The organism is Delftia lacustris, from assembly GCF_040267515.1.
Taxonomy (GTDB): Bacteria; Pseudomonadota; Gammaproteobacteria; order Burkholderiales; family Burkholderiaceae_C; genus Comamonas; species Comamonas tsuruhatensis.
Window position 1 is genome coordinate 1,354,630 of sequence record NZ_CP141274.1, and the last position, 19,572, is coordinate 1,374,201.

Sequence of the window (19,572 nt, forward strand, 5' to 3'; positions counted from 1 at the left end):
ACTGCAGAAGGCCGTGCAAGCAATTGCTGCGGCTGAACTGTGTGCAGAGTGGGCGCCGCGAGCGACCCACTCTTTTTGATTTTTAGGAGCCTCCACCATGATGGTGCTTTATTCGGGAACGACCTGCCCCTTTTCACACCGTTGCCGCTTCGTCCTGTTCGAAAAAGGCATGGACTTCGAGATCCGCGATGTGGACCTGTTCAGCAAGCCTGAAGACATCAGCGTGATGAATCCGTACGGCCAGGTGCCCATCCTGGTCGAGCGCGACCTGATCCTGTACGAATCGAACATCATCAACGAGTACATCGACGAGCGCTTCCCGCATCCCCAACTGATGCCCGGCGACCCGGTGGACCGCGCCCGCGTGCGCCTGTTCCTGCTGAATTTCGAAAAGGAACTGTTCGTCCACGTGAGCACGCTCGAGGAGCGCAACGTCAAGGGCAACGAAAAGGCCATCGAGAAGGCCCGCGCCCACATCCGCGACCGCCTGACGCAGCTGGCTCCCGTGTTCCTCAAGAACAAGTACATGCTGGGCGAGAACTTCTCCATGCTGGACGTGGCCATCGCCCCGCTGCTGTGGCGCCTGGACTACTACGGCATCGAGGTGTCCAAGAACGCCGCCCCGCTGCTCAAGTACGCCGAGCGCATCTTCTCGCGCCCTGCCTACATCGAAGCGCTGACGCCTTCCGAGAAGGTGATGCGCAAGTAATTTGCATCGGTTGACGACTGATTGCGCGGGCAGGGAAGGCGGTCAACCGGTCGCCATCCTGCCCGTTTTCGTGTTCCGACCACTCAGACCACTCATTTCCTGGGATCGTCATGACTGCCCCCGAAGCAACTTCCACCCGCCCCTACCTGATCCGGGCACTGTACGAGTGGTGCACCGACAACGGCTTCACGCCCCACATCGCCGTGCGTGTGGACCGCAATGTGCAGGTGCCGCGCGAGTTCGTGCGCGACGGCGAGATCGTGCTCAACGTCAGCTACGACGCCACCAGCGGCCTGCAGATGGGCAATGATTTCATCAGCTTCACGGCCCGCTTTGGCGGCAAGCCCCGCGAAATCATGGTGCCCGTGGAGCAGGTGATGGCCATCTACGCACGCGAGACCGGGCAAGGCATGGCTTTCCCGGCGCCGGAGCCCGAGGCCGAAGCCGACAACGATGTTTCGCCCGGGCAGGCATCCGATGAGCCTGTGCCACAGGACGCCGCCGCTGAGGTGCCGGCCGAGCCTGCATCCGACGAGCGCGTGGTGCAGCTGGTGAGCATCCACAGCGAAGGTGATGACGAAGAGCCCCCGCGTACGCCGCCGCCTTCGGGCACGCGGCCTTCGCTGAAGCTGGTCAAGTAGGTTTTTCGCATCAGCGCGCATGCCGTTGCTCCCGCAAGCGTGCTTGGCCCCATCGGGAAAGTCCGAGGCAGCATTTTTCTGCGCTAGAATGCGTGCTTCGCCGGTTTAGCTCAGTTGGTAGAGCACCCGCCTTGTAAGCGGTAGGTCGTCAGTTCGAATCCGACAACCGGCACCAGAAGGTCTCCTCAGGAGGCCTTTTTTCATTTCCGTGCCCCGATTCCGGCTGCCGCTCTTCAGTGGCCGGTCAGGCCTGGACCTTGAGGCGGATCTCGGCCACATCCCAGCCCTTGGTGCGCAAGTGGGCGGCCATGGCCGGCAGCAGCTGGCGTATCTTGGCCGCTGCCGCGTTGTTGCGCACCAGCAGGCACCAGGTGCTGCCCTCGATGGGGCCTGCCTGCAGGCTGTCGCGCAGCAGCGGTGGCACCAGGGGCAGGATGGCCGTCAGGCGATTGCTGGAGTCGCGTGTGAGCTGGGCGAGCCGGGCCAGTGTCGGCGAGTTCTCGACAGCGTGCAGGGCGGTGACGGCGTGGTTGCGGCGTGTGAAGGTCATGGGCTTGAAGGCTGGTCAGGCAGCGTAGGCATGCGCCAGCCGGGACCCTCGTTATAGCAGCATCTGCAGGGCGGCGCGGGTCCGGGAATTCGGGTTCAGGGCTCTGCGGCCGCATGCGTCGGCCTGCCTGGAAGAGGGTTGGACAGAGACAGTTAGAATCAATTGTTCGGTTCTCGCTTCAGCCCGGCCGCATGTGTTCTCCAGCAGGGTACTTGCAGGCAGGTGGAGCGGCCCCATCTGAAATCCAACAATCTAGGGATTCCAGGCACACCGCAGTCCGCTTCAGCGGGTGGCGGTGTGTCTTTTTCGCATGGCCACCAACTTCCTCACCAAACTATTCGGCAGCCGAAACGATCGGCTTCTCAAGCAATACCGCAAGACGGTCGTTCGCATCAATGCGATGGAGCCCGACTACGAGAAGCTCAGCGACGAGGATCTGCGCGCAAAGACGCAGGAATTCAAGGAGCGTGTGGCCAAGGGAGAGTCGCTGGACGACCTGCTGCCCGAAGCCTTCGCCGTGGTGCGCGAAGGGTCCAAGCGTGTCATGAAGATGCGCCACTTCGACGTCCAGTTGCTGGGCGGCATGGCACTGCACTACGGCAAGATCGCGGAAATGCGCACCGGCGAAGGCAAGACGCTGACCGCCACGCTGCCGGTCTACCTGAACGCACTGTCGGGCAATGGCGTTCACGTGGTGACGGTGAACGACTATCTGGCCAACCGCGATGCCACCTGGATGGCCAAGCTGTACAACTTCCTCGGCCTGTCGGTGGGCATCAACCTGCCCAACATGCCGCGCGAGGAAAAGCAGGCCGCCTACAACAGCGACATCACCTACGGCACAAACAACGAATACGGCTTCGACTACCTGCGCGACAACATGGTCTACGAGTCGGGCGACCGCGTGCAGCGCGTGCTCAACTACGCCATCGTCGACGAGGTGGACTCCATCCTGATCGATGAGGCCCGCACGCCGCTGATCATCAGCGGTCAGGCCGAGGACCACACGGCCATGTACGTGGCCATGAACAAGATCGTGCCCAACCTGGTGCGCCAGGAAGGCGAGGCCGATCCCCGCACGGGCGAAGGTGTGACCAAGCCCGGCGACTTCACGGTGGACGAAAAGAGCCACCAGGTATTCCTGACCGACCAGGGCTACGAAGCCGCCGAGCGCCTGCTGGGCCATGCCGGCATGATTGCCGAGGGCGCCTCGCTCTACGACCCGGCCAACATTACCCTGGTCCACCATCTGTATGCGGCGCTGCGCGCCAACAATCTCTACCACCGTGACCAGCACTACGTGGTGCAGAACGGCGAGATCGTCATCGTCGACGAGTTCACGGGCCGCCTGATGGCGGGCCGGCGCTGGAGCGATGGCCTGCACCAGGCTGTCGAGGCCAAGGAAGGCGTGACCATCCAGGCCGAGAACCAGACCATGGCCTCGATCACCTTCCAGAACTACTTCCGTCTCTACGGCAAGCTGGCGGGCATGACGGGTACGGCCGATACCGAAGCCTACGAATTCCAGGAAATCTACGGCCTCGAAACCGTGGTGATTCCGCCTAACCGTCCCAGCAAGCGCGACGACCAGCTCGACCGCGTCTACAAGACCACGCGCGAGAAGTACGAGGCGGCGATCCGCGACATCCGCGAATGCCATGAGCGCGGCCAGCCCGTGCTGGTGGGTACGACCTCGATCGAGAACTCGGAAATCATCGACGAGCTGCTCAACAAGGAAAACCTGCCCCACCAGGTGCTCAACGCCAAGCAGCACGAGCGCGAGGCCGACATCGTGGCCCAGGCCGGCCGTCCCGGCATGATCACCATCGCCACCAACATGGCCGGTCGTGGTACCGACATCGTGCTGGGCGGCAACATCGAAAAGCAGGTTGCGGCTGTCGAGGCCGATGAATCCCTGCCCGAAGCCGAACGCCAGCAGCGCATCGAACAGATGCGCGCCGACTGGAAGATCGAGCATGACAAGGTTTCGGCCCTGGGTGGCCTGCGCATCATCGCCACGGAGCGCCACGAATCTCGCCGTATCGACAACCAGCTGCGTGGCCGTTCGGGCCGCCAGGGCGACCCCGGCTCCTCGCGCTTTTACCTGAGCCTGGACGATGCGCTGATGCGCATCTTCGCGGGCGACCGTGTGCGCGCCATCATGGACCGCCTGAAGATGCCCGATGGCGAAGCCATCGAAGCCGGCATCGTGACCCGCTCCATCGAAGGCGCTCAGCGCAAGGTCGAGGCCCGCAACTTCGACATCCGCAAGCAGCTGCTCGAATACGACGACGTGTCCAACGACCAGCGCAAGGTGATCTACCAGCAGCGCAACGAGATCCTCGATGCCTCGGACCTGCACGAGATGATCACGGTGATGCGCGATGACGTGGTGTCTGACCTGGTGCGCCAGTACGTGCCCGCCGAGTCCATGGAAGAGCAATGGGATCTGGCCGGCCTGGAAAAGGCGCTGGAAAGCGAATGGCGCATCCAGCTGCCGCTGCAATCGCAAGTGCAGTCCGCGCATGCCATCACCGACGAGGAGATCCTCGAGAAGGTGCTGCAGGCTGCCCGTGAAGTGTTCGAGGCCAAGGTTGAGCTGATCGGACGCGAGAACTTCACTCAATTCCAGCGCGCCGTGCTGCTGCAAAGCTTTGATACCAACTGGCGTGACCACCTGTCCGCGCTGGACTATCTGCGCCAGGGCATCCACCTGCGTGGCTATGCCCAGAAGCAGCCCAAGCAGGAATACAAGCGCGAGGCTTTCGAGCTGTTCCGCCAGCTCATCGACCAGGTCAAGACCGAAGTCACGCGCGTGCTGATGACCGTGCAGGTGCAGTCGCGCGAACAGGTGGAGCAGGCCACCGAGGCTATGGAGCAGCGCAGCGCCCACAGCCTGGAGCACATGACCTATGGCGCTCCCTCGGATGGCGACATCGGTGGCTCCGTCGAAGACGAGCCGCTGGAGTTGCCCGAAGGCGCTCGCGTGGGCCGCAATGATCCCTGCCCCTGCGGCAGCGGCAAGAAGTACAAGCAGTGCCACGGCAAGCTGTCGTGATGCGGCCGGCGTCGTAAGACGCCGCAAGACACGGAAAACGGCACGGATGCACTCCGTGCCGTTTTCTTTTTTAAGGTCGATGAAATACGTGCCGCCCCGGTTTGTTCCGATAATGGAGCGCGTTTTTCTTTCACTGTAGGAAGCCCCTCAATGCCTGTGAATCTCTCCGCTCCCGTGCACGCCGACCTGTTGGCGATCAACGGCGTTCGCATCGGCGTCACCGAAGCCGGTGTGCGCAAGGCCAACCGCAAGGACCTGTCCGTGTTCCTGCTCGACGAGGGCGCTTCGGTGGCGGGTGTGTTCACGCAGAACCGTTTCTGCGCAGCGCCCGTGCAGGTCAGCCGCGAGCACTTGGCCCAGACGTCCGGCGCCATCCGTGCCATGGTCATCAACACAGGCAATGCCAATGCCGGCACCGGCGCTGACGGACTGGCGCGCGCGCGCCGCACCTGTGCGGATCTGGCTGCGCTGCTGCAGCTCAAGCCCGAGCAGATCCTGCCGTTCTCCACTGGCGTGATCATGGAAGAGCTGCCCGTGGATCGCATCGCCGCCGGCCTGCCAGCTGCCATCACAGCAGCCAAGGCCGACAACTGGGGCACGGCCGCCGAAGGCATCATGACCACCGACACCCTGCCCAAGGCCTTCAGCCGCGCCGTGGACATTGGCGGCAAGCGCGTGAGCATTACCGGCATCAGCAAGGGTGCAGGCATGATTCGCCCCAACATGGCGACCATGCTGGGCTTTCTGGCCACCGACGCCGCCATCGCACCTGAGCTGCTGCAGCCTCTGGTCAAGGAGCTGGCCGACGGATCTTTCAACCGCGTGACCATCGACGGCGACACGTCGACCAACGACTCCTTCGTGCTGGTCGCCACGCACAAGGCCGGCAATGCGCAGATCACTTCGCTGACCAGCGCCGAAGGCCAGACCCTGAAGGCCGCATTGCTGGATGTGTCGCGCCTGCTGGCCCAGGCCATCGTGCGCGATGGCGAAGGTGCCACCAAGTTCATCACCGTCAAGGTGGAGGGCGGCAAGACCGAGGCTGAGTGCCGCCTCGTGGCCTATTCCATCGCGCATTCACCCCTGGTCAAGACGGCCTTCTTTGCCAGCGATCCGAACCTGGGCCGCATCCTCGCGGCGGTGGGCTATGCTAGCATCGACGATCTGGACCAGACCAAGATCGACCTGTACCTGAACGATGTGCATGTCGCAGTCAATGGCGGCCGCAACCCTGCCTATCAGGAGGAAGACGGCCAGCGCGTGATGAAGCAGCAGGAGATCATCGTGCGCGTGCTACTGGGCCGAGGGCAGGCCGAGCAGACCGTGTGGACCTGCGATCTGAGCCACGACTACGTGAGCATCAACGCCGACTACCGCTCCTGACTCTCCACCCACCGTGCCGCAGGCAGTCGCTGGGCATCTGCCTTGCCTCTGCCAGCCTTCAATGGCGGCCGGCGCGCAAAAGCTCTGGCGTTGGCATGAGATCCATCTCGATTCCCGGGCATATCCAGCGTCGGTGGCCGTGAGATCCGTATTCGAGAGACATCCATGACATTGCCCACAGAAGCCGTCGCCGCCCCCTTGCTGCAACTCGTGCAGCGCGCCGAGCAACTGATGCAGCGCATCGAGGCCATCCTGCCTCAGCCGCTGCAATCCCCCGCAGACTGGAATACCGCCATCGCCTGGCGCTATCGCAAGCGCGCCAACGGCTGCGGTTTGCTGGAGCCCGTGCGCCATGTCGGCGCCATGCAGCTGTCCGACCTGCAGAACATCGATGTGCAAAAGGACAAGATCGCGCGCAACACCGAGCAGTTCGTGACCGGCCGCACGGCCAACAACGTGCTGCTCACCGGCGCGCGCGGCACGGGCAAATCCTCGCTGATCCGTGCCTGCCTGCATGCTTTTGCTTCGCAGGGCCTGCGCCTGATCGAGGTGGACAAAGCCGATCTGACCGACCTGCCCGACATCGTCGATGTGGTGGCCGGCCGGCCCGAGAAGTTCGTCATCTATTGCGACGACCTGAGCTTCGAGGAAGGCGAGCCTGGCTACAAGGCCATGAAGTCCATTCTGGATGGATCGGTCAGCGCCGCCAGCCCGAACGTGCTGGTCTATGCGACCAGCAATCGCCGCCATCTGCTGCCGGAGTACCAGTCCGAGAATCTGACCTACCAGCGCGGCGAGGATGGGGAGTTGCATCCCGGAGAGGTGATCGAGGAAAAAATCTCGCTGTCCGAGCGTTTCGGCCTGTGGGTGAGCTTCTACCCGTTCAGCCAGGATGAGTACCTGCGCGTGGTGGCACAGTGGCTGGAGGCCCTGGGCCTGGACCAGGCCACGATCGAGGCGGCACGCCCGGAGGCTCTGGTCTGGGCGCTGGAGCGCGGTTCACGCAGCGGTCGCGTGGCCCACCAGTTTGCCCGCGACTATGCGGGCCGTGCCGAGCGCCCGAACCAGCGCCAGACCGGCATCGCCGATGTCCAGGGGTTGGCTGAAGAGGCTGAACTCTGAGCACCTGCTGCCTGGCCCTGGGCTGGGCAGACTTTTTTGCGAAAGATCAAGTGACTGAAAAAGAAATCTCCCCCAAGGCCCGCGCTGAGGCGGCCGAGTCGCAGGCGCCAGTGCGGCGCAAGCACACCGAAGTCGCCGTTGGCGTGCTGCTTCGCGAGTCCGATGGCGCGTTGCTGATCACCAGCCGTCCGCCGGGCAAGCCGTATGCAGGCTACTGGGAGTTTCCGGGCGGCAAGATCGAAGCCGGTGAGACCGTGGAGCAGGCCTTGCGCCGCGAGATGCAAGAGGAACTGGGCGTAGAGATCGCGGCCGCTGAAGTCTGGAAGGTGACCGAGCATGACTATCCGCATGCCCTGGTGCGCCTGCACTGGTGCAAGGTCACGCGCTGGAGCGGGGAGTTCGAGATGCGTGAAGGCCAGCAGATGGCCTGGCAGCAACTTCCGCTGCAGGTGCATCCGGTGCTGCCAGGTGCCTATCCGGTGCTGCAGTGGCTGAGCGAGGAACGCGGGCTGCCTTTCGATGCCGGGTTCTACGAGGCAGGCCAGCCGAAAGCCTGATCGGGCCTGATCAAGGCTCGGTGCGAGGATCGCCGAAGGGCGCATCCTCGGGCGGCATCGATGCAGGCACGCGGAATTCCTCATTGGCCCATGCGCCCAGGTCGATCTGGCGGCAGCGTTCGCTGCAGAAGGGGCGGAAACGGTTGGCTGGTGCGAACAGGCTGGGGCCTGCACAGGTCGGGCAGCGCACCGTGGGGCCGGCAGAAGAGAGGCTGGCGGGCTGGGGGGCGGGGGCGCTCGAGGGCATGTCGGCCGTCTTGTCCATCAGCTGCAAAGCGTGACCTCGAACGAGGCATCTTCGCTGCAGGGTTGAGGCTTGGCGCCGTTCTCGGGGCGGAGCAGGCGCACCGAAACCAGCAGGCGGTTGCCGCTGATCTCCGGAACCAGATTCAACGACGGGTCTATGCGCAGGCGCAGCAGCTGAAAGCTGCGGCCGGGCGGCATGGCCTGCTGGAACACGCCTTTTTCGGCAGCCACCCATTGCGGCACGCCGGTTTCGCGCAGCAGCTTGAGCAGCAATTGCAGCGACTGACCCAGCGGGGTCAGGGTGCTGGCCCAGTCCTCCAGATCGCGCAGGCGTATCTGGGGATCATGGAACTGCCAGGCGTGATAGGCAGGAAGGTCGAAGCCGCAGGTGCCGCCGGGGATGCCGATGCGGCTGCGCACGGCCATCAGCCACTCGTTTTCAGTCAGGGTCTGGCCCGCCTTGCCGTTTTGGGCATTGAGCTGGGCAAAGCACTGCTCCACATGGCGTGAGACCTGGTCAAGCATGTGCTCGGCAATGTCGGGATTGCCGCGCAGGCTGTCGAGCAGGCTTTTGTGGCGCTCAAGGTCCTTGAGCACGTCCGTCTTCAGGTCGGTACGTGCCGCTACGTCCATGATCTCGAAGATGGTGACCAGCGCAAAATGGTGATCGATGGAATGAGCGCGCGACAGCAACTCGCTCAGGCGGCGATATAGCTGTTCCAACCGGAGGTAGGTCCTCAGGCGCTCATTGAAAGGATATTCGTACAGGATCACGCTTGCTGGGCTCCTCGGGGTGCACAGGAATCAGCTGTCTACGTCGTGCACATGCTGAATTACACGCACAGGCCAAGCCATGGCGTGCATCATAGCCCGAACCATGCAGAGATTCGATCGGTGCATGCGCGCAAAGCCTCTATCGTCATGGCCTCGTCGTTGTAGAGCACCCAGTCGGCGGCTGCCAGCCGTGCCGCACGTGTGGCCTGGGCCGAGATGATGGCCTGCACCGCCTCGCGTGGCAATCCGTTGCGCGCGATCACGCGAGCGATCTGCGTTTCGGTGCGGCAGTCAACGACCAGCACCGCATCAAGCATGGCAGGCCAGCGGCCGGACTCCACGAGCAAGGGAATGTCATGCACGATAAGTCGGCACCCAGCCACTGTGGCCTGCTCCACTTGCCGGGACGTCTGCTGCGCCACGAGGGGATGGACGATGGCCTCCAGCTGCTGTCGTGCCGAGGGCTGCTGAAAGACCAGTTCGCGCATGCGCGTGCGGTCCAGGGCGCCGCTGGCGTCAATCAGTTCGGGCCCGAAGACGCGCGCTATCTCGGGCAGAGCAGCACCTTCGGGGGCGGTGAGGCTGCGAGAGATCTGGTCGGCATCGATCACGGCCGCTCCGCGCAAGCCCAGTTGCGCTGCGACGGTGCTCTTGCCGCTGCCAATGCCGCCCGTCAGGCCCAGCCGAAACGGGCGTGCAAGCAAGGGCGGGGCGATGCTGGGGGCCATGCCGCAGTGTTGAATCAAAGGCCCAAGGCCGCCAATAGGGATTGCAGCATCTGCTGCGGTCCGAACACCATGGCTGCAAAGCCGGCGCCCGCCAGAAAGGGGCCGAAGGGAACATAGCCGCCCTCACGCAGGCGGCTGTTGATCTTCAACGCGATGCCCACGATGGCGCCAATCACCGACGAGATCAGGATGATGGGCACGAGTGCCTGCCAGCCGAACCAGGCGCCCAGCGCGGCAAACAGCTTGAAGTCGCCGTAGCCCATGCCTTCCTTGCCGGTGGCCAGCTTGAAGGCCCAGTAAACCAGCCACAGCGAGAGATAGCCCGCTGCAGCGCCCCATACCGCGTCGGCCAGAGGCACGGCGGTCCAGTGCAGCGCCGACGACAGCAGTCCGGCCCACAGCAAGGGCAGGGTGATGTCGTCGGGAAGCAGTGTGGTGTCCCAGTCGATCAATGCCAGGCTCAGCAAGGCCGCACTGAAAAGGCACCAGGCAGCGCCTGTGGGCGTGATGCCCCATTGCGCCGCACAGTAGGCAAACAGCGCGGCGCAGGCCAATTCCACCAGCGGATAGCGGATGCTGATCGACGCCTTGCATTCGGAGCACCGGCCTCGCAGCGCCAGATAACTGAGCACGGGAATATTCTCGTACCAGTGGATGGCATGGCCGCAATGCGGGCAGCGCGAGCGGGGGCGGCTCAGGCTCAGGGGCGCCTCGGCAGGCGGCGGCGCTGTGGCGGGCGATGGCGTGGCGGAGGATGAAGATTGCTCTTGCGCCCATTGGGCGCATTCCGCATTCCATTGCTGCTCCATCATGCGGGGCAGCCTATGCACCACCACGTTGAGAAAGCTGCCAACCAACAGGCCCAGCAGGCCGCCCAATGCAGCCTGCATCCAGAGTTCCAAAACCATCAGACCACCTGGCCCAGCTTGAAGATGGGTAGATACATCGAAACCACGATGCCGCCGATGAGGGTGCCCAGGAAAACAATGATGATGGGCTCCATCAGACTGGACAGGCCAGCCACCATGTCATCGACCTCTTCTTCATAGAAATCGGCCGCCTTGCCCAGCATATGGTCGATAGAGCCGGATTCCTCGCCGATGGCGCACATCTGCAGCACCATGGACGGAAAGACATTGGCATTGGTCATAGCCACGGTGAGACTGGTGCCGGTGGAGACTTCCTGCTGGATCTTTTCCGTGGCATTGGCATACACGGCATTGCCGGATGCGCCGCCGACAGAATCCAGTGCCTCGACCAATGGGACGCCCGCGGCAAACATGGTCGACAGCGTGCGCGTCCAGCGTGCGACGCAGGATTTCTCGATCAGCACGCCAAAGACCGGCACCTTCAGCAGCGTACGGTCCATGAATTGCTGCATGCGCTCGTTGCGCTTCCAGGCCTGCATGAAGAAGTAGAGACCGCCGCCAATCACGCCGAAGATCAACCACCACCATTGGACAAAGACATCGCTGATGCCCATCACGAACAGCGTCGGTGCCGGCAGGTCGGCGCCGAACGAGGTGAACACTTCCTTGAAGGCCGGGATCACGAAGATCATGATGATGGTCACGACGATGAAGGCCACGACGATGACCGAGATCGGGTACATCAGCGCCGATTTGATCTTGGACTTGATGGCCTCGGTCTTCTCCATGTACGTGGCCAGGCGGTCCAGCAGGGCTTCCAGGATACCGGCCGCTTCGCCCGCCTCCACCAGATTGCAGTAGAGGCTATCGAAGTACATGGGGTGCTTGCGATAGGCCGCGTTCAGCGAGGTGCCGGTCTCCACGTCGGCGCGAATATCGGCCAGAAGGCGCGTCACGCTGGGGTTGGTGTTGCCCCGTCCGACGATGTCGAAGGCCTGAAGCAGCGGGACGCCCGCCTTCATCATCGTTGCCATCTGGCGGGTGAACAGCGCAATGTCCTTGGGCTTGATCCTCTTGCCGCCGCGTGTGCGGCGCTTCTTGATCTTGCTGGGCAGCACGCCCTGGCGGCGCAGCATGGCCTGGACCTGGTTGATGCCCCCGGCCCGGGTCTCGCCTCGGATGATCTTGCCGTTGCGATCCTTGCCTTCCCATTCGAAGACAAATTCCTTGATTCCCTTGGACGCGGCTGTGGCCATCGTGCTCCCTCGTTTGTTGTCTGCGCTGTCCGCGCTATTTACTCATTGGTGACTGCCAGCACTTCTTCGAGCGAGGTCAGTCCCTGTCTGGCCTTGTGCAAACCCGATCCACGCAGCGACCGCACGCCTTCGCGCTTGGCCTGTGCGGCGATCTCCAGTGCACTGCCGTCCTGCAGGATGATGCGCTGGATTTCCTCGCTGATAGGCATCACCTGATAGATGCCTACGCGGCCCTTGTAGCCGTTGTTGCATGCCGGACAGCCGACGGGCCTGTAGGTGACCCAGCTGCCGTCAATGTCCGCATCGTCGTAGCCTGCATCGATCAGGGCCTCCCGCGGAATGTCAGCCGGCTCCTTGCATTGAGGGCACAGGCGCCTGGCCAGGCGCTGGGCGGTGATCAGGATCACGCTCGATGCGATGTTGAAGGGCGCAATGCCCATGTTGCGCATGCGCGTCAACGTGGTCGGTGCGTCATTGGTGTGCAGGGTGGACAGCACCAAGTGGCCGGTTTGCGCTGCCTTGATCGAGATGTCGGCCGTTTCCAGATCGCGGATTTCACCGACCATGATGATGTCGGGATCCTGGCGCAGAAAAGCCTTGAGCGCAGTGGCAAAGGTGAGGCCGGCCTTTTCGTTCACATTGACCTGGTTGACGCCGGGCAGGTTGATTTCCGAAGGATCTTCCGCCGTGGCGATGTTCACGCCGGCCTTGTTCAGCAGGTTCAGGCAGGTGTACAGCGACACTGTCTTGCCAGAGCCGGTGGGGCCTGTGACCAGAATCATTCCGTAGGGGCGGCTGATGGCTTCAAGCAGGCGTGCCTTCTCCTCGGGTTCATAGCCCAGGGCGTCGATGCCCATCCTGGCCGAGCTCGGGTCCAGGATACGGATCACGATCTTCTCGCCGAAAAGCGTGGGCAGCGTGCTGACGCGAAAGTCGATGACGCGGTCCGGGCCGACCTTGAGCTTCATGCGCCCGTCCTGCGGGACACGCTTTTCCGAGATGTCCATGCGCGAGATCACCTTGATGCGCGAGGCCAGCTTCTCCTTGATGGCAATGGGCGGCGATGCAATTTCACGCAGCTCGCCGTCAATGCGAAAGCGCACGCGGTACTGGTGCTCGTAGGGTTCGAAATGCAAGTCCGACGCGCGCATGTTGAAGGCGTCGAGCAGCATTTTGTGCAGGAACTTGACAATGGGCGCATCTTCGACGTCTGCTGCGGCCGAGTTGTCCTTTTCCTCTGCCACCTCATCAGGCTTGAGGTCGCCGAACTCGAAGTCGCCGCTGCCGCCATAGCTGTCCATGGCCTCGCTGGCGCTTTTGTTCTGCTGCGCGATCAGTCGCTCCAGCTTGTCGGCCTCGACGATGATCCAGTCCACGCCCAACTGGGTGGTGAACTTGATCTGCTCGGCGGCTTCCTGCTGCGTCGGGTCGGCGGTGGCCACCGTGAGGCGGTTGCCGCGCTTGCTCAGAGGCAGGACGCGATAGGTGCTGATGATCTTGGCGTCCAGCAGATCCTGCGGCAGGCGCATGGCGTCGACCGCATCAAGATCGAGCAGCGGCGCGCTGAACATGGTGGAAACCGTCTCCGCCACTTCCAGGGCAGAGAGGGTGCCGGCGACGCTCAGTTCTGCAATGAACGAGGTGCGATTGGTGGCGGCCTTGCCGGCAGCCGCTTCCGCTGCCTGTTGCGATACCTTGCCTGCTGAAATCAGAGCCCGCCCGATGCCGGGAAGCGATGCGACAGCGGATGCATTCTTGAGCGAGGAGTCAGCAACAGCCATGTAGCAAGACGTGTGAGAGGAAAGGACATTTATCCTATCATCACTGAGCACTTGGAATGCCAGACACACTGTTACACGCCTGGGTCTTGAACCTGGCGCAATGGTGTGATGGAGATGGAGTGACCAGATGGTCGGGGTGAGAGGATTCGAACCTCCGGCCTCTACGTCCCGAACGCTTAGCTCTTGTGCCGTGTTTACTGGTGTTCTAAGCTGTCCCAACATTAATTGGGACAAATTTGGGACACAAGACGCATGGGAACCATCACGAAACGAGGCGAGCTGCAGTGGCAGGCCAAGGTCCGGCGCAAGGGCTACCCCGCTCAGTCACGCACGTTCTCCTACAAGGAGGATGCCGAGAAGTGGGTTCGTGACTTGGAGCGGGCGGCCGACACGGGCGGCGTGGTGGATCGGCGCGAGGCGGAGAAAAACACGCTGGGTGCGATCTTGCTCCGGTATCGGGCTGAGGTCACGCCAGCCAAGAAGTCGGCCAGCATTGAGGCCGTGAAGATTGACGTGATCCTGAAGGATGCGGTCCTGCCCAAGCTAAAGATGTCGGCCGTCACGAGTAGTGCGGTGGCGGCATGGCGAGATCGACGGCTGAAGCAGGTCAGCGGGGCGACCGTCAATCGTGAAATCGATGTTCTGTCAGCCGTGTTCAATCATGCCCGCCGCGAATGGGACGTGCATGTGGAGAACCCGATCCCGCTCATCAAGCGGCCCGACAAGGCTCGCGCCAGGGATCGGCGATTTTCCGCCGAGGAGGAGCGCTACCTTCTCGCGGCACTCACAGGTGGCGAGCGCTTGGCGGACGGCACATTCAGCAAGGGGGCGCGCAACCCCTGGCTGCTGCCACTGGTCAAGTTGGCGATTGAGACCGCCATGAGGCGCGGCGAGCTGCTTTCGCTCTCGTGGGAACATGTGGACCTTGTGCGCCAGACGGCGCATTTGCCGGACACCAAAAACGGCGACCCGCGAACGGTTCCGCTCTCGACGCGTGCTGTGGCCATCCTCAAAGCGCTGCCGACACCAGAGGCCGATGAGGATTTTGAGGGCGAGAAAGAAGTCCAGCGCTCGGGGGCTGTCTTTCCGACAACTGCACTCGCCCTAAGAAAGGGCTTTGCGAGGGCCATTGAACGCGCGCAGGAGCAGTATCGGGCCGACTGCAAACAGGCCAAGCGCAGGCCCGTCCCGGGCTTCCTCGAAGACGTTCACTTCCATGACACGCGGCACGAGGCTGCATCACGTCTAGCTGAGAAGCTTACAAACGTTCTAGAACTGTCGGCGGTCACTGGCCACAAAGATTTGCGCATGCTGAAGCGCTACTACCATCCGCGCGCGGAAGACCTTGCCAAAAAGCTGGGTTGACGTGGACAAGCTCGTGGATAGCAAGAGTTGTCCACGTTAGATCGCCCCGGCTCGGCTCGATAGATCACCCCTGCCGCAAAGCTCCATCCTCGATAAATCGCCCCCGCCAGGGTCGATAGATCGCCCCTGCTCTATACAGATAGGGGTTCTGATAGCTTTTCAGATACTTCTACTGGTAGTTGGGCGGCGCGAATCTGTGGACAACCGCTCGCAGCGGACTTGGGCCATCCCGCAGAGCATGGGGACTCAAGCCTCAGTCCAAGACCTTGAAGCGCTCCGGATCGACAAGGTCTTTCAGCGGGATCTGCAGGGCGTCAGCCAGCAGCCCCATGTTGTCGATGGACACGTTGCGCTCTCCGCGCTCCACCTCGCTGACGTATGTCCGTGACAGCCCTGCATCCAGCGCCAGGGCTTCCTGAGAAACGTCGCGCAGACGGCGGGCCAGGCGCAGGTTGGCCGCAAAAACCATTCGAGCTGACTGCTTTTCCTTGTTCTTCTTCATGCAGCCAAGGGTGACTACTCACCTCTGCATAGGCTACAAGCGATGAGCGACATAATGTCAACCATAAGTGACTTTAAGTCGTTGATGAGCAGATGGAAGTAGCCTATGGGAGAAGCTGAATGAGGATCGCTGTTGGCCTTTTCTTCGCCGCCATGATCGTGGCTGGCTGTGCGACGACAGAGCAGCCGGATGGCAGTACCCGCGTGTCGGTGTCATTGAGTGACAAGCTGGGCCTGCAGCCTAGGAACGCACCGAGGACACCGGCCAGCGCTCCTGAGGCCGCCCCGGCCGCTGACTCGGCACGGGCTCCTGCACCGGCTGTCGGTGCAGGTCGTCAGAGTGATACCCCTTCGAGCGCTCCTGCTGCACCGCGCGTCTCGGAGACAAAGCTGGCGGGTGTCTTCGCGAAGCATCCCTACGACGGAACGTCCAAGACCTACTTCCCACGCGTGGCTGTCACGGTCACGGACTGGTCGCGTAACGACTGCTGGATCGGCACAGCCACCATTTGGTGGAGTAAGTCCAAGTCCGAACCTGTACCCGCCTTCTCGGTGTGCTGGGGGCAGTCGGTGGGGTACGCGGTCAACAACGCCGCCAACCTGCACCTCTTCATGCAGCAGACGGCGGTCGAGCACAGCGGCAATGTCCGTACCGTTGGCCCTAAGCCGCCCATGCTGTCCATCCCCGACCGGCAGCCGATCAGCGAGCGGCAGCAGCTCGCCTTCCAGGGGTTTGTCCAGCAACTGGTGCTCGACACCGGGTGGCAGCCGGGCGCACCGACCAATCTCTGGTTGGTAGGGTATGACGCCAACGCGGTCATCAAGCCAACCGTGCCTCCTGCCTCCAGCAACGGAGCGTCGCAGCCCGTGGACGCCAAGACCAAGGCGCAGCTCGAACAGGCGCTGAGCTGCACGGCCATCGGTCCACGATTTGAACTGGCTGAGTCGCTGCTCAAGCAGTCGGGATGGAATCCAGATCAAGGCGTCACGCCGGTCACGCTCACCGAGCCAGTCAAGGTCTATGGGGTCAGCGTCCGCAAGGTAGCGGTGTCACGTGACGGGGGTGAGCAAACCTACCGCAGCTACTTGCCCGGCCTTACGGTCCAGCAGCTTGCGAAATCAGGCTCGCTGAAGCTGGGCAAGGACGGCAAGACCTACGGCCGGTTGACCAAGGTCGGCGCGCTGTCGGCAGGCATGGAGGGCGGCGAGGCCACGCTGACCTGCACGGTCAACACCGAAGGTTCGGAGGGCTGAGCATGTCGATGCAATGCCCGAGTTGTGGCAGCACGCACATTCAGCCGATGGCTGTTGTGCATGCGGGCGGTACACAGGAGTTTCACGCAACGCACACGGCGGTCACTTCAGATGGGCAGTTCGTTCAAGGCAGCAGCCAGGGCGCTCAGTCCACGGTGTTGGCTCAGCATTGCGCCCCGCCTGCACCGCCGTCACCGATGCCGTTCATCATCGCGTTTGGGCTGGGTGGAGCGACGGTCTATCACGCTGCTACGGTGTGCGACCTTTTCGAGCGGGGTTGCCGGGTCGGCATGTCCTTCTTGGCGCTGCTCATCTACAACTGGAAGCAAGCGGCAGTCGGGATTGGAGTCATCGCGCTGGGCTGGCTGCTGATGAAGGGCTGGCATGCCCAGGCTAAGGCTTACAGCGCGGCGAAGCGCCAGTGGCAGCGTACGTGGTTCTGCCATACGTGTGGGCAGGCTCACCAGCGGGGATGACGGCAGCAACCGATTACGGTAACTATCGTAATTACCGTAATCGCCTGATGAGCCGACGCTCACAGTCCCGAGCCAACAGGTGCAAGTGCGAAGGGCCTGCCGTCAGCAGGGATTTCGGCTCAGGTAGTTCAGCACCCGCCTCGACTGAAAGGCTCGCGCGATCAGCCAACTGTCTTGCCCATGTGCATCTGGTCTGAGTGGCTCACCACCCCGTTGGATCATCAAATCAAACAGCTCGGTCAAGTCGTGTTCGGCCGCCAGCATCAGCGGCGTTCGGCCAGGAACCGGATATTTGTGAGATGCGTTCGGGTTGGCTCCTGCTTCCAGGAGCGCTGCTGCGATTCGCATCAACTTGGGAACGGATTGCCTTGACACGTGCTGGTCAACCAGCGCCTTGGCCACAGCAACTGCCAGTTCTTGATGCGAGCGCAGCGCGGCTGTGCTCGAACCGAAGGCGCCCGCGACTCCAACACCGAATCGGCGTAACGTGTCCTGAAGCACCAAGTCTGGCTCCTGCATCATTCGCGCAGTCAAGGTGACCAGCATCCGCGTTGGGTTCACCTTGCCAGACAACCGACTCACCAGGTAGTACAGCGGTGATTGGCTGTCGGTCAACGCGCGCTGCTCAACATCTGCACCTTGCATGATCAGGGTCTTGACGACATCCGCCAGCCCCAGATCGATTGCGCACATCAATGGCGTTAGTTGCTTTCGCCGGGTAACCGCATTGATCGTGGAGCGTTGATGGTGCCTTTCCAAAAGCAGGTCCAGGACCTCGCGCTTCCCGGTCTGTTCTGCGTGCTGAAGTGCACAGAGCAGTGCGGATGCATTGGAGCTGTCCAGTTCGTCTACAGGGGCGCCCGCGTCGAGCAGAGCTTTGACTTGCTCAACAAGCCCAAACGAAGCAAACAGGCGTAACTGTGGCCAGCGGCGAACCTGCCCATCTGCAGAATGCACGGCCCGTACGCGGCTCGGTGTCTTGAGGTCGGGTTTCAATTTGGCAATAGCGTCTCGGTCGATGAAGAGCCATCCTTGAATGGGCTCATCTGCGAGATCTTGCTGGCACTCCGCGAATCGTCCGCATGCTGGAAATTCGAGTGGTAGCTGCAGTGCGAGCTGATCAAGTTCCCAATCTTCGAGAACCGATCCGGCTTCAGGCTTGCGGTACAGCCCGAGTGTGATGCCCACGTGCTTGAGCTGCTTCAGGAACACCCGTTCCTTCGGTAGAAAGGCCGACAGGCATGACGCTTCGGAAATGATGTCCTTGACTTGGTGCCCTGCTCGGTAGCACGCCTGTTCGAACGCTTTCTTGTAGTGCGGAAGCGCTTCCTGATACTGCCCGGACAGCACATGCCAGCGGCCTTTCATCCAGCTGTAGTGATACGCGGTGCGTCCCTCTGGGTCGCTGGTTGTGGCCAGCCGCTCCAGTGCTTCGATTTGCTGCCATGTGCGCTCTTGATCGCCGGGCAGCTTTGCCGACGTGCGGCGGAGGTCGTGCCAAAGCTGTCGGCCAGGCTCAGCGAGTTCGGGCCATGCGTGTCCGGCGCGGACGACCAACTCGGATAGCTGCTTCTCTATGGGCCTCCTGGGCGGAGTGGTCCCTTGTACGTAAAGGTGCAACAACGATCGCAGCGGTGCCGCCGATTGCTTTTCTAGCCTCGACAGGGCAGAAGCAATCATCAGCCAAACAGGGCAGGCAGGGATCGGCTTCCAGCATTCGATCAACCTTTGGTAGAACAGCTTGATGCTTTGCGCTGATGGAATGTCGGTGCCGGTACGCCACTTTCGGACCTTTTCCTGCTCGACCCGAGCCGATCCAGTGCTTCCTGGATACAGCAGTTTCTCTACGGGGCCTCCGACGGCGCTGTCCAGCCATTCGAGCGTCACCTGCAGTGGTTGCAGGTTGTCCGCGAGCAAGAGCTGCAAATCAGGGCCCGGGATGTCGGCGCTGATTTGCCGCAGCAGTTGTCCGCCGGACGGAGCAAAGAAGTGCTCGACCAATACTGGAAGGACATCGTTGCGTCCCAGGGCATCCAGTGACACGTCCAGCACAAGCGTCGTGTAGGCAGACCGAACGGCGGCAACCCATCGCTCAAAGATTTGGCGGGTTGGCTCTCCGACGACTGTTGCAATGCTGTCAACGAGTAGTTCGGCGATGACCGTATCCAGTCGCTCCCAGTCGAAATCGCCCTCTCGGGCCAAGCGTCCAACGTCGCTGCCGGTCTTGTCGGCGTCAATTGCTCCGGCCAAGGCCGAGATGCATTCGCCGAATCTGGGGTACGGGGGTTGTTGTCTTGTCATG

The 19,572-nt window shown here is 62.4% G+C and carries 18 protein-coding genes and 1 tRNA gene; 10 read left to right on the forward strand and 9 right to left on the reverse strand.

What is annotated here, in order from left to right; translation table 11 throughout:
* Positions 1-97 precede the first annotated feature (97 nt).
* The 3 genes from U6958_RS07585 (at position 98) to U6958_RS07595 (ending at position 1,525) form a co-directional block, all read left to right on the forward strand.
* Positions 98-709: a glutathione S-transferase N-terminal domain-containing protein gene (locus U6958_RS07585; RefSeq protein WP_012207298.1), complete on the forward strand. Its 612-nt coding sequence runs from the start codon at positions 98-100 to the stop codon at positions 707-709.
* Positions 710-819: 110 nt separating this feature from the next.
* The gene (locus U6958_RS07590) at positions 820-1,350 is read left to right on the forward strand and encodes a ClpXP protease specificity-enhancing factor (protein ID WP_017405520.1); all 531 of its coding nucleotides are present in this window, start codon (positions 820-822) and stop codon (positions 1,348-1,350) included.
* Positions 1,351-1,449: 99 nt separating this feature from the next.
* A tRNA-Thr gene (locus U6958_RS07595) sits at positions 1,450-1,525 on the forward strand.
* A gap of 69 nt (positions 1,526-1,594) precedes the next feature.
* Here U6958_RS07595 and U6958_RS07600 read toward each other — a convergent pair.
* Positions 1,595-1,900: a hypothetical protein gene (locus U6958_RS07600; RefSeq protein WP_016445601.1), complete on the reverse strand. Its 306-nt coding sequence runs from the start codon at positions 1,898-1,900 to the stop codon at positions 1,595-1,597.
* Positions 1,901-2,210: 310 nt separating this feature from the next.
* Between U6958_RS07600 and secA the strand changes: the two genes are divergently transcribed.
* The 4 genes from secA (at position 2,211) to U6958_RS07620 (ending at position 8,020) form a co-directional block, all read left to right on the forward strand.
* Positions 2,211-4,958, forward strand: coding sequence for a preprotein translocase subunit SecA (secA, locus tag U6958_RS07605; protein WP_074921463.1), 2,748 nt, complete (start codon positions 2,211-2,213; stop codon positions 4,956-4,958).
* Positions 4,959-5,108: 150 nt separating this feature from the next.
* Complete coding sequence (gene argJ / locus U6958_RS07610; protein WP_074921462.1) at positions 5,109-6,341, forward strand: bifunctional glutamate N-acetyltransferase/amino-acid acetyltransferase ArgJ; 1,233 nt, start codon at positions 5,109-5,111, stop codon at positions 6,339-6,341.
* A gap of 165 nt (positions 6,342-6,506) precedes the next feature.
* The gene (locus U6958_RS07615) at positions 6,507-7,463 is read left to right on the forward strand and encodes an ATP-binding protein (protein ID WP_047217092.1); all 957 of its coding nucleotides are present in this window, start codon (positions 6,507-6,509) and stop codon (positions 7,461-7,463) included.
* 50 nt (positions 7,464-7,513) lie between these two features.
* Positions 7,514-8,020 (forward strand): (deoxy)nucleoside triphosphate pyrophosphohydrolase, encoded by a 507-nt coding sequence (locus U6958_RS07620; protein ID WP_016445605.1) that lies wholly within the window; start codon positions 7,514-7,516, stop codon positions 8,018-8,020.
* Positions 8,021-8,030: 10 nt separating this feature from the next.
* Here U6958_RS07620 and U6958_RS07625 read toward each other — a convergent pair whose 3' ends face one another.
* The 6 genes from U6958_RS07625 to pilB form a co-directional block, all read right to left on the reverse strand.
* On the reverse strand, positions 8,031-8,285 hold the full coding sequence (locus tag U6958_RS07625; RefSeq protein ID WP_074921555.1) for a DNA gyrase inhibitor YacG: 255 nt from the start codon (positions 8,283-8,285) through the stop codon (positions 8,031-8,033).
* Positions 8,285-9,040 carry a cell division protein ZapD gene (zapD, locus tag U6958_RS07630; RefSeq protein ID WP_016445607.1) on the reverse strand — a complete coding sequence of 252 codons (756 nt, stop codon included), beginning with the start codon at positions 9,038-9,040 and terminating at the stop codon, positions 8,285-8,287. The genes U6958_RS07625 and zapD overlap by 1 nt, the downstream gene beginning before the upstream one ends.
* An 89-nt stretch (positions 9,041-9,129) precedes the next feature.
* On the reverse strand, positions 9,130-9,768 hold the full coding sequence (coaE, locus tag U6958_RS07635) for a dephospho-CoA kinase (protein WP_016445608.1): 639 nt from the start codon (positions 9,766-9,768) through the stop codon (positions 9,130-9,132).
* A 14-nt stretch (positions 9,769-9,782) separates the two neighbouring features.
* The gene (locus U6958_RS07640) at positions 9,783-10,676 is read right to left on the reverse strand and encodes an A24 family peptidase (RefSeq protein ID WP_016445609.1); all 894 of its coding nucleotides are present in this window, start codon (positions 10,674-10,676) and stop codon (positions 9,783-9,785) included.
* Positions 10,676-11,893: a type II secretion system F family protein gene (locus tag U6958_RS07645; RefSeq protein WP_016445610.1), complete on the reverse strand. Its 1,218-nt coding sequence runs from the start codon at positions 11,891-11,893 to the stop codon at positions 10,676-10,678. Before U6958_RS07645 ends, U6958_RS07640 begins: the two co-directional genes overlap by 1 nt.
* 38 nt (positions 11,894-11,931) lie before the next feature.
* Complete coding sequence (pilB, locus tag U6958_RS07650; protein ID WP_034364744.1) at positions 11,932-13,674, reverse strand: type IV-A pilus assembly ATPase PilB; 1,743 nt, start codon at positions 13,672-13,674, stop codon at positions 11,932-11,934.
* Positions 13,675-13,926: 252 nt separating this feature from the next.
* Here pilB and U6958_RS07655 point away from each other — a divergent pair, with 252 nt between their 5' ends.
* Positions 13,927-15,039, forward strand: coding sequence for a site-specific integrase (locus U6958_RS07655; protein WP_016445612.1), 1,113 nt, complete (start codon positions 13,927-13,929; stop codon positions 15,037-15,039).
* 253 nt (positions 15,040-15,292) lie between these two features.
* On the opposite strand, the gene U6958_RS07660 is transcribed toward U6958_RS07655, so the two are convergent.
* On the reverse strand, positions 15,293-15,541 hold the full coding sequence (locus tag U6958_RS07660) for a helix-turn-helix domain-containing protein (RefSeq protein WP_016445613.1): 249 nt from the start codon (positions 15,539-15,541) through the stop codon (positions 15,293-15,295).
* 119 nt (positions 15,542-15,660) lie between these two features.
* Between U6958_RS07660 and U6958_RS07665 the strand changes: the two genes are divergently transcribed.
* Positions 15,661-16,794, forward strand: a complete 1,134-nt coding sequence (locus U6958_RS07665; RefSeq protein WP_016445614.1) for a hypothetical protein — start codon at positions 15,661-15,663, stop codon at positions 16,792-16,794.
* Between the two features lie 2 nt (positions 16,795-16,796).
* Entirely contained in the window at positions 16,797-17,270 is a 474-nt protein-coding gene (locus U6958_RS07670) for a hypothetical protein (protein WP_143044518.1), read from the forward strand.
* Between the two features lie 102 nt (positions 17,271-17,372).
* Here U6958_RS07670 and U6958_RS07675 read toward each other — a convergent pair whose 3' ends face one another.
* Positions 17,373-19,571 carry an ankyrin repeat domain-containing protein gene (locus U6958_RS07675; protein ID WP_016445615.1) on the reverse strand — a complete coding sequence of 733 codons (2,199 nt, stop codon included), beginning with the start codon at positions 19,569-19,571 and terminating at the stop codon, positions 17,373-17,375.
* Between the last annotated feature and the right edge of the window lies 1 nt (position 19,572).

Bases quoted from the DNA above. Each gene is read 5' to 3' on its own strand.
- U6958_RS07585 (WP_012207298.1), top strand. From the start codon at position 98: ATGATGGTGCTTTATTCGGGAACGACCTGCCCCTTTTCACACCGTTGC.
- U6958_RS07590 (WP_017405520.1), top strand. From the start codon at position 820: ATGACTGCCCCCGAAGCAACTTCCACCCGCCCCTACCTGATCCGGGCA.
- U6958_RS07600 (WP_016445601.1), bottom strand. From the start codon at position 1,900: ATGACCTTCACACGCCGCAACCACGCCGTCACCGCCCTGCACGCTGTC.
- secA (WP_074921463.1), top strand. From the start codon at position 2,211: ATGGCCACCAACTTCCTCACCAAACTATTCGGCAGCCGAAACGATCGG.
- argJ (WP_074921462.1), top strand. From the start codon at position 5,109: ATGCCTGTGAATCTCTCCGCTCCCGTGCACGCCGACCTGTTGGCGATC.
- U6958_RS07615 (WP_047217092.1), top strand. From the start codon at position 6,507: ATGACATTGCCCACAGAAGCCGTCGCCGCCCCCTTGCTGCAACTCGTG.
- U6958_RS07625 (WP_074921555.1), bottom strand. From the start codon at position 8,285: ATGGACAAGACGGCCGACATGCCCTCGAGCGCCCCCGCCCCCCAGCCC.
- coaE (WP_016445608.1), bottom strand. From the start codon at position 9,768: ATGGCCCCCAGCATCGCCCCGCCCTTGCTTGCACGCCCGTTTCGGCTG.
- U6958_RS07640 (WP_016445609.1), bottom strand. From the start codon at position 10,676: ATGGTTTTGGAACTCTGGATGCAGGCTGCATTGGGCGGCCTGCTGGGC.
- U6958_RS07645 (WP_016445610.1), bottom strand. From the start codon at position 11,893: ATGGCCACAGCCGCGTCCAAGGGAATCAAGGAATTTGTCTTCGAATGG.
- pilB (WP_034364744.1), bottom strand. From the start codon at position 13,674: ATGGCTGTTGCTGACTCCTCGCTCAAGAATGCATCCGCTGTCGCATCG.
- U6958_RS07655 (WP_016445612.1), top strand. From the start codon at position 13,927: ATGGGAACCATCACGAAACGAGGCGAGCTGCAGTGGCAGGCCAAGGTC.
- U6958_RS07660 (WP_016445613.1), bottom strand. From the start codon at position 15,541: ATGAAGAAGAACAAGGAAAAGCAGTCAGCTCGAATGGTTTTTGCGGCC.
- U6958_RS07665 (WP_016445614.1), top strand. From the start codon at position 15,661: ATGAGGATCGCTGTTGGCCTTTTCTTCGCCGCCATGATCGTGGCTGGC.
- U6958_RS07670 (WP_143044518.1), top strand. From the start codon at position 16,797: ATGTCGATGCAATGCCCGAGTTGTGGCAGCACGCACATTCAGCCGATG.
- U6958_RS07675 (WP_016445615.1), bottom strand. From the start codon at position 19,571: ATGACAAGACAACAACCCCCGTACCCCAGATTCGGCGAATGCATCTCG.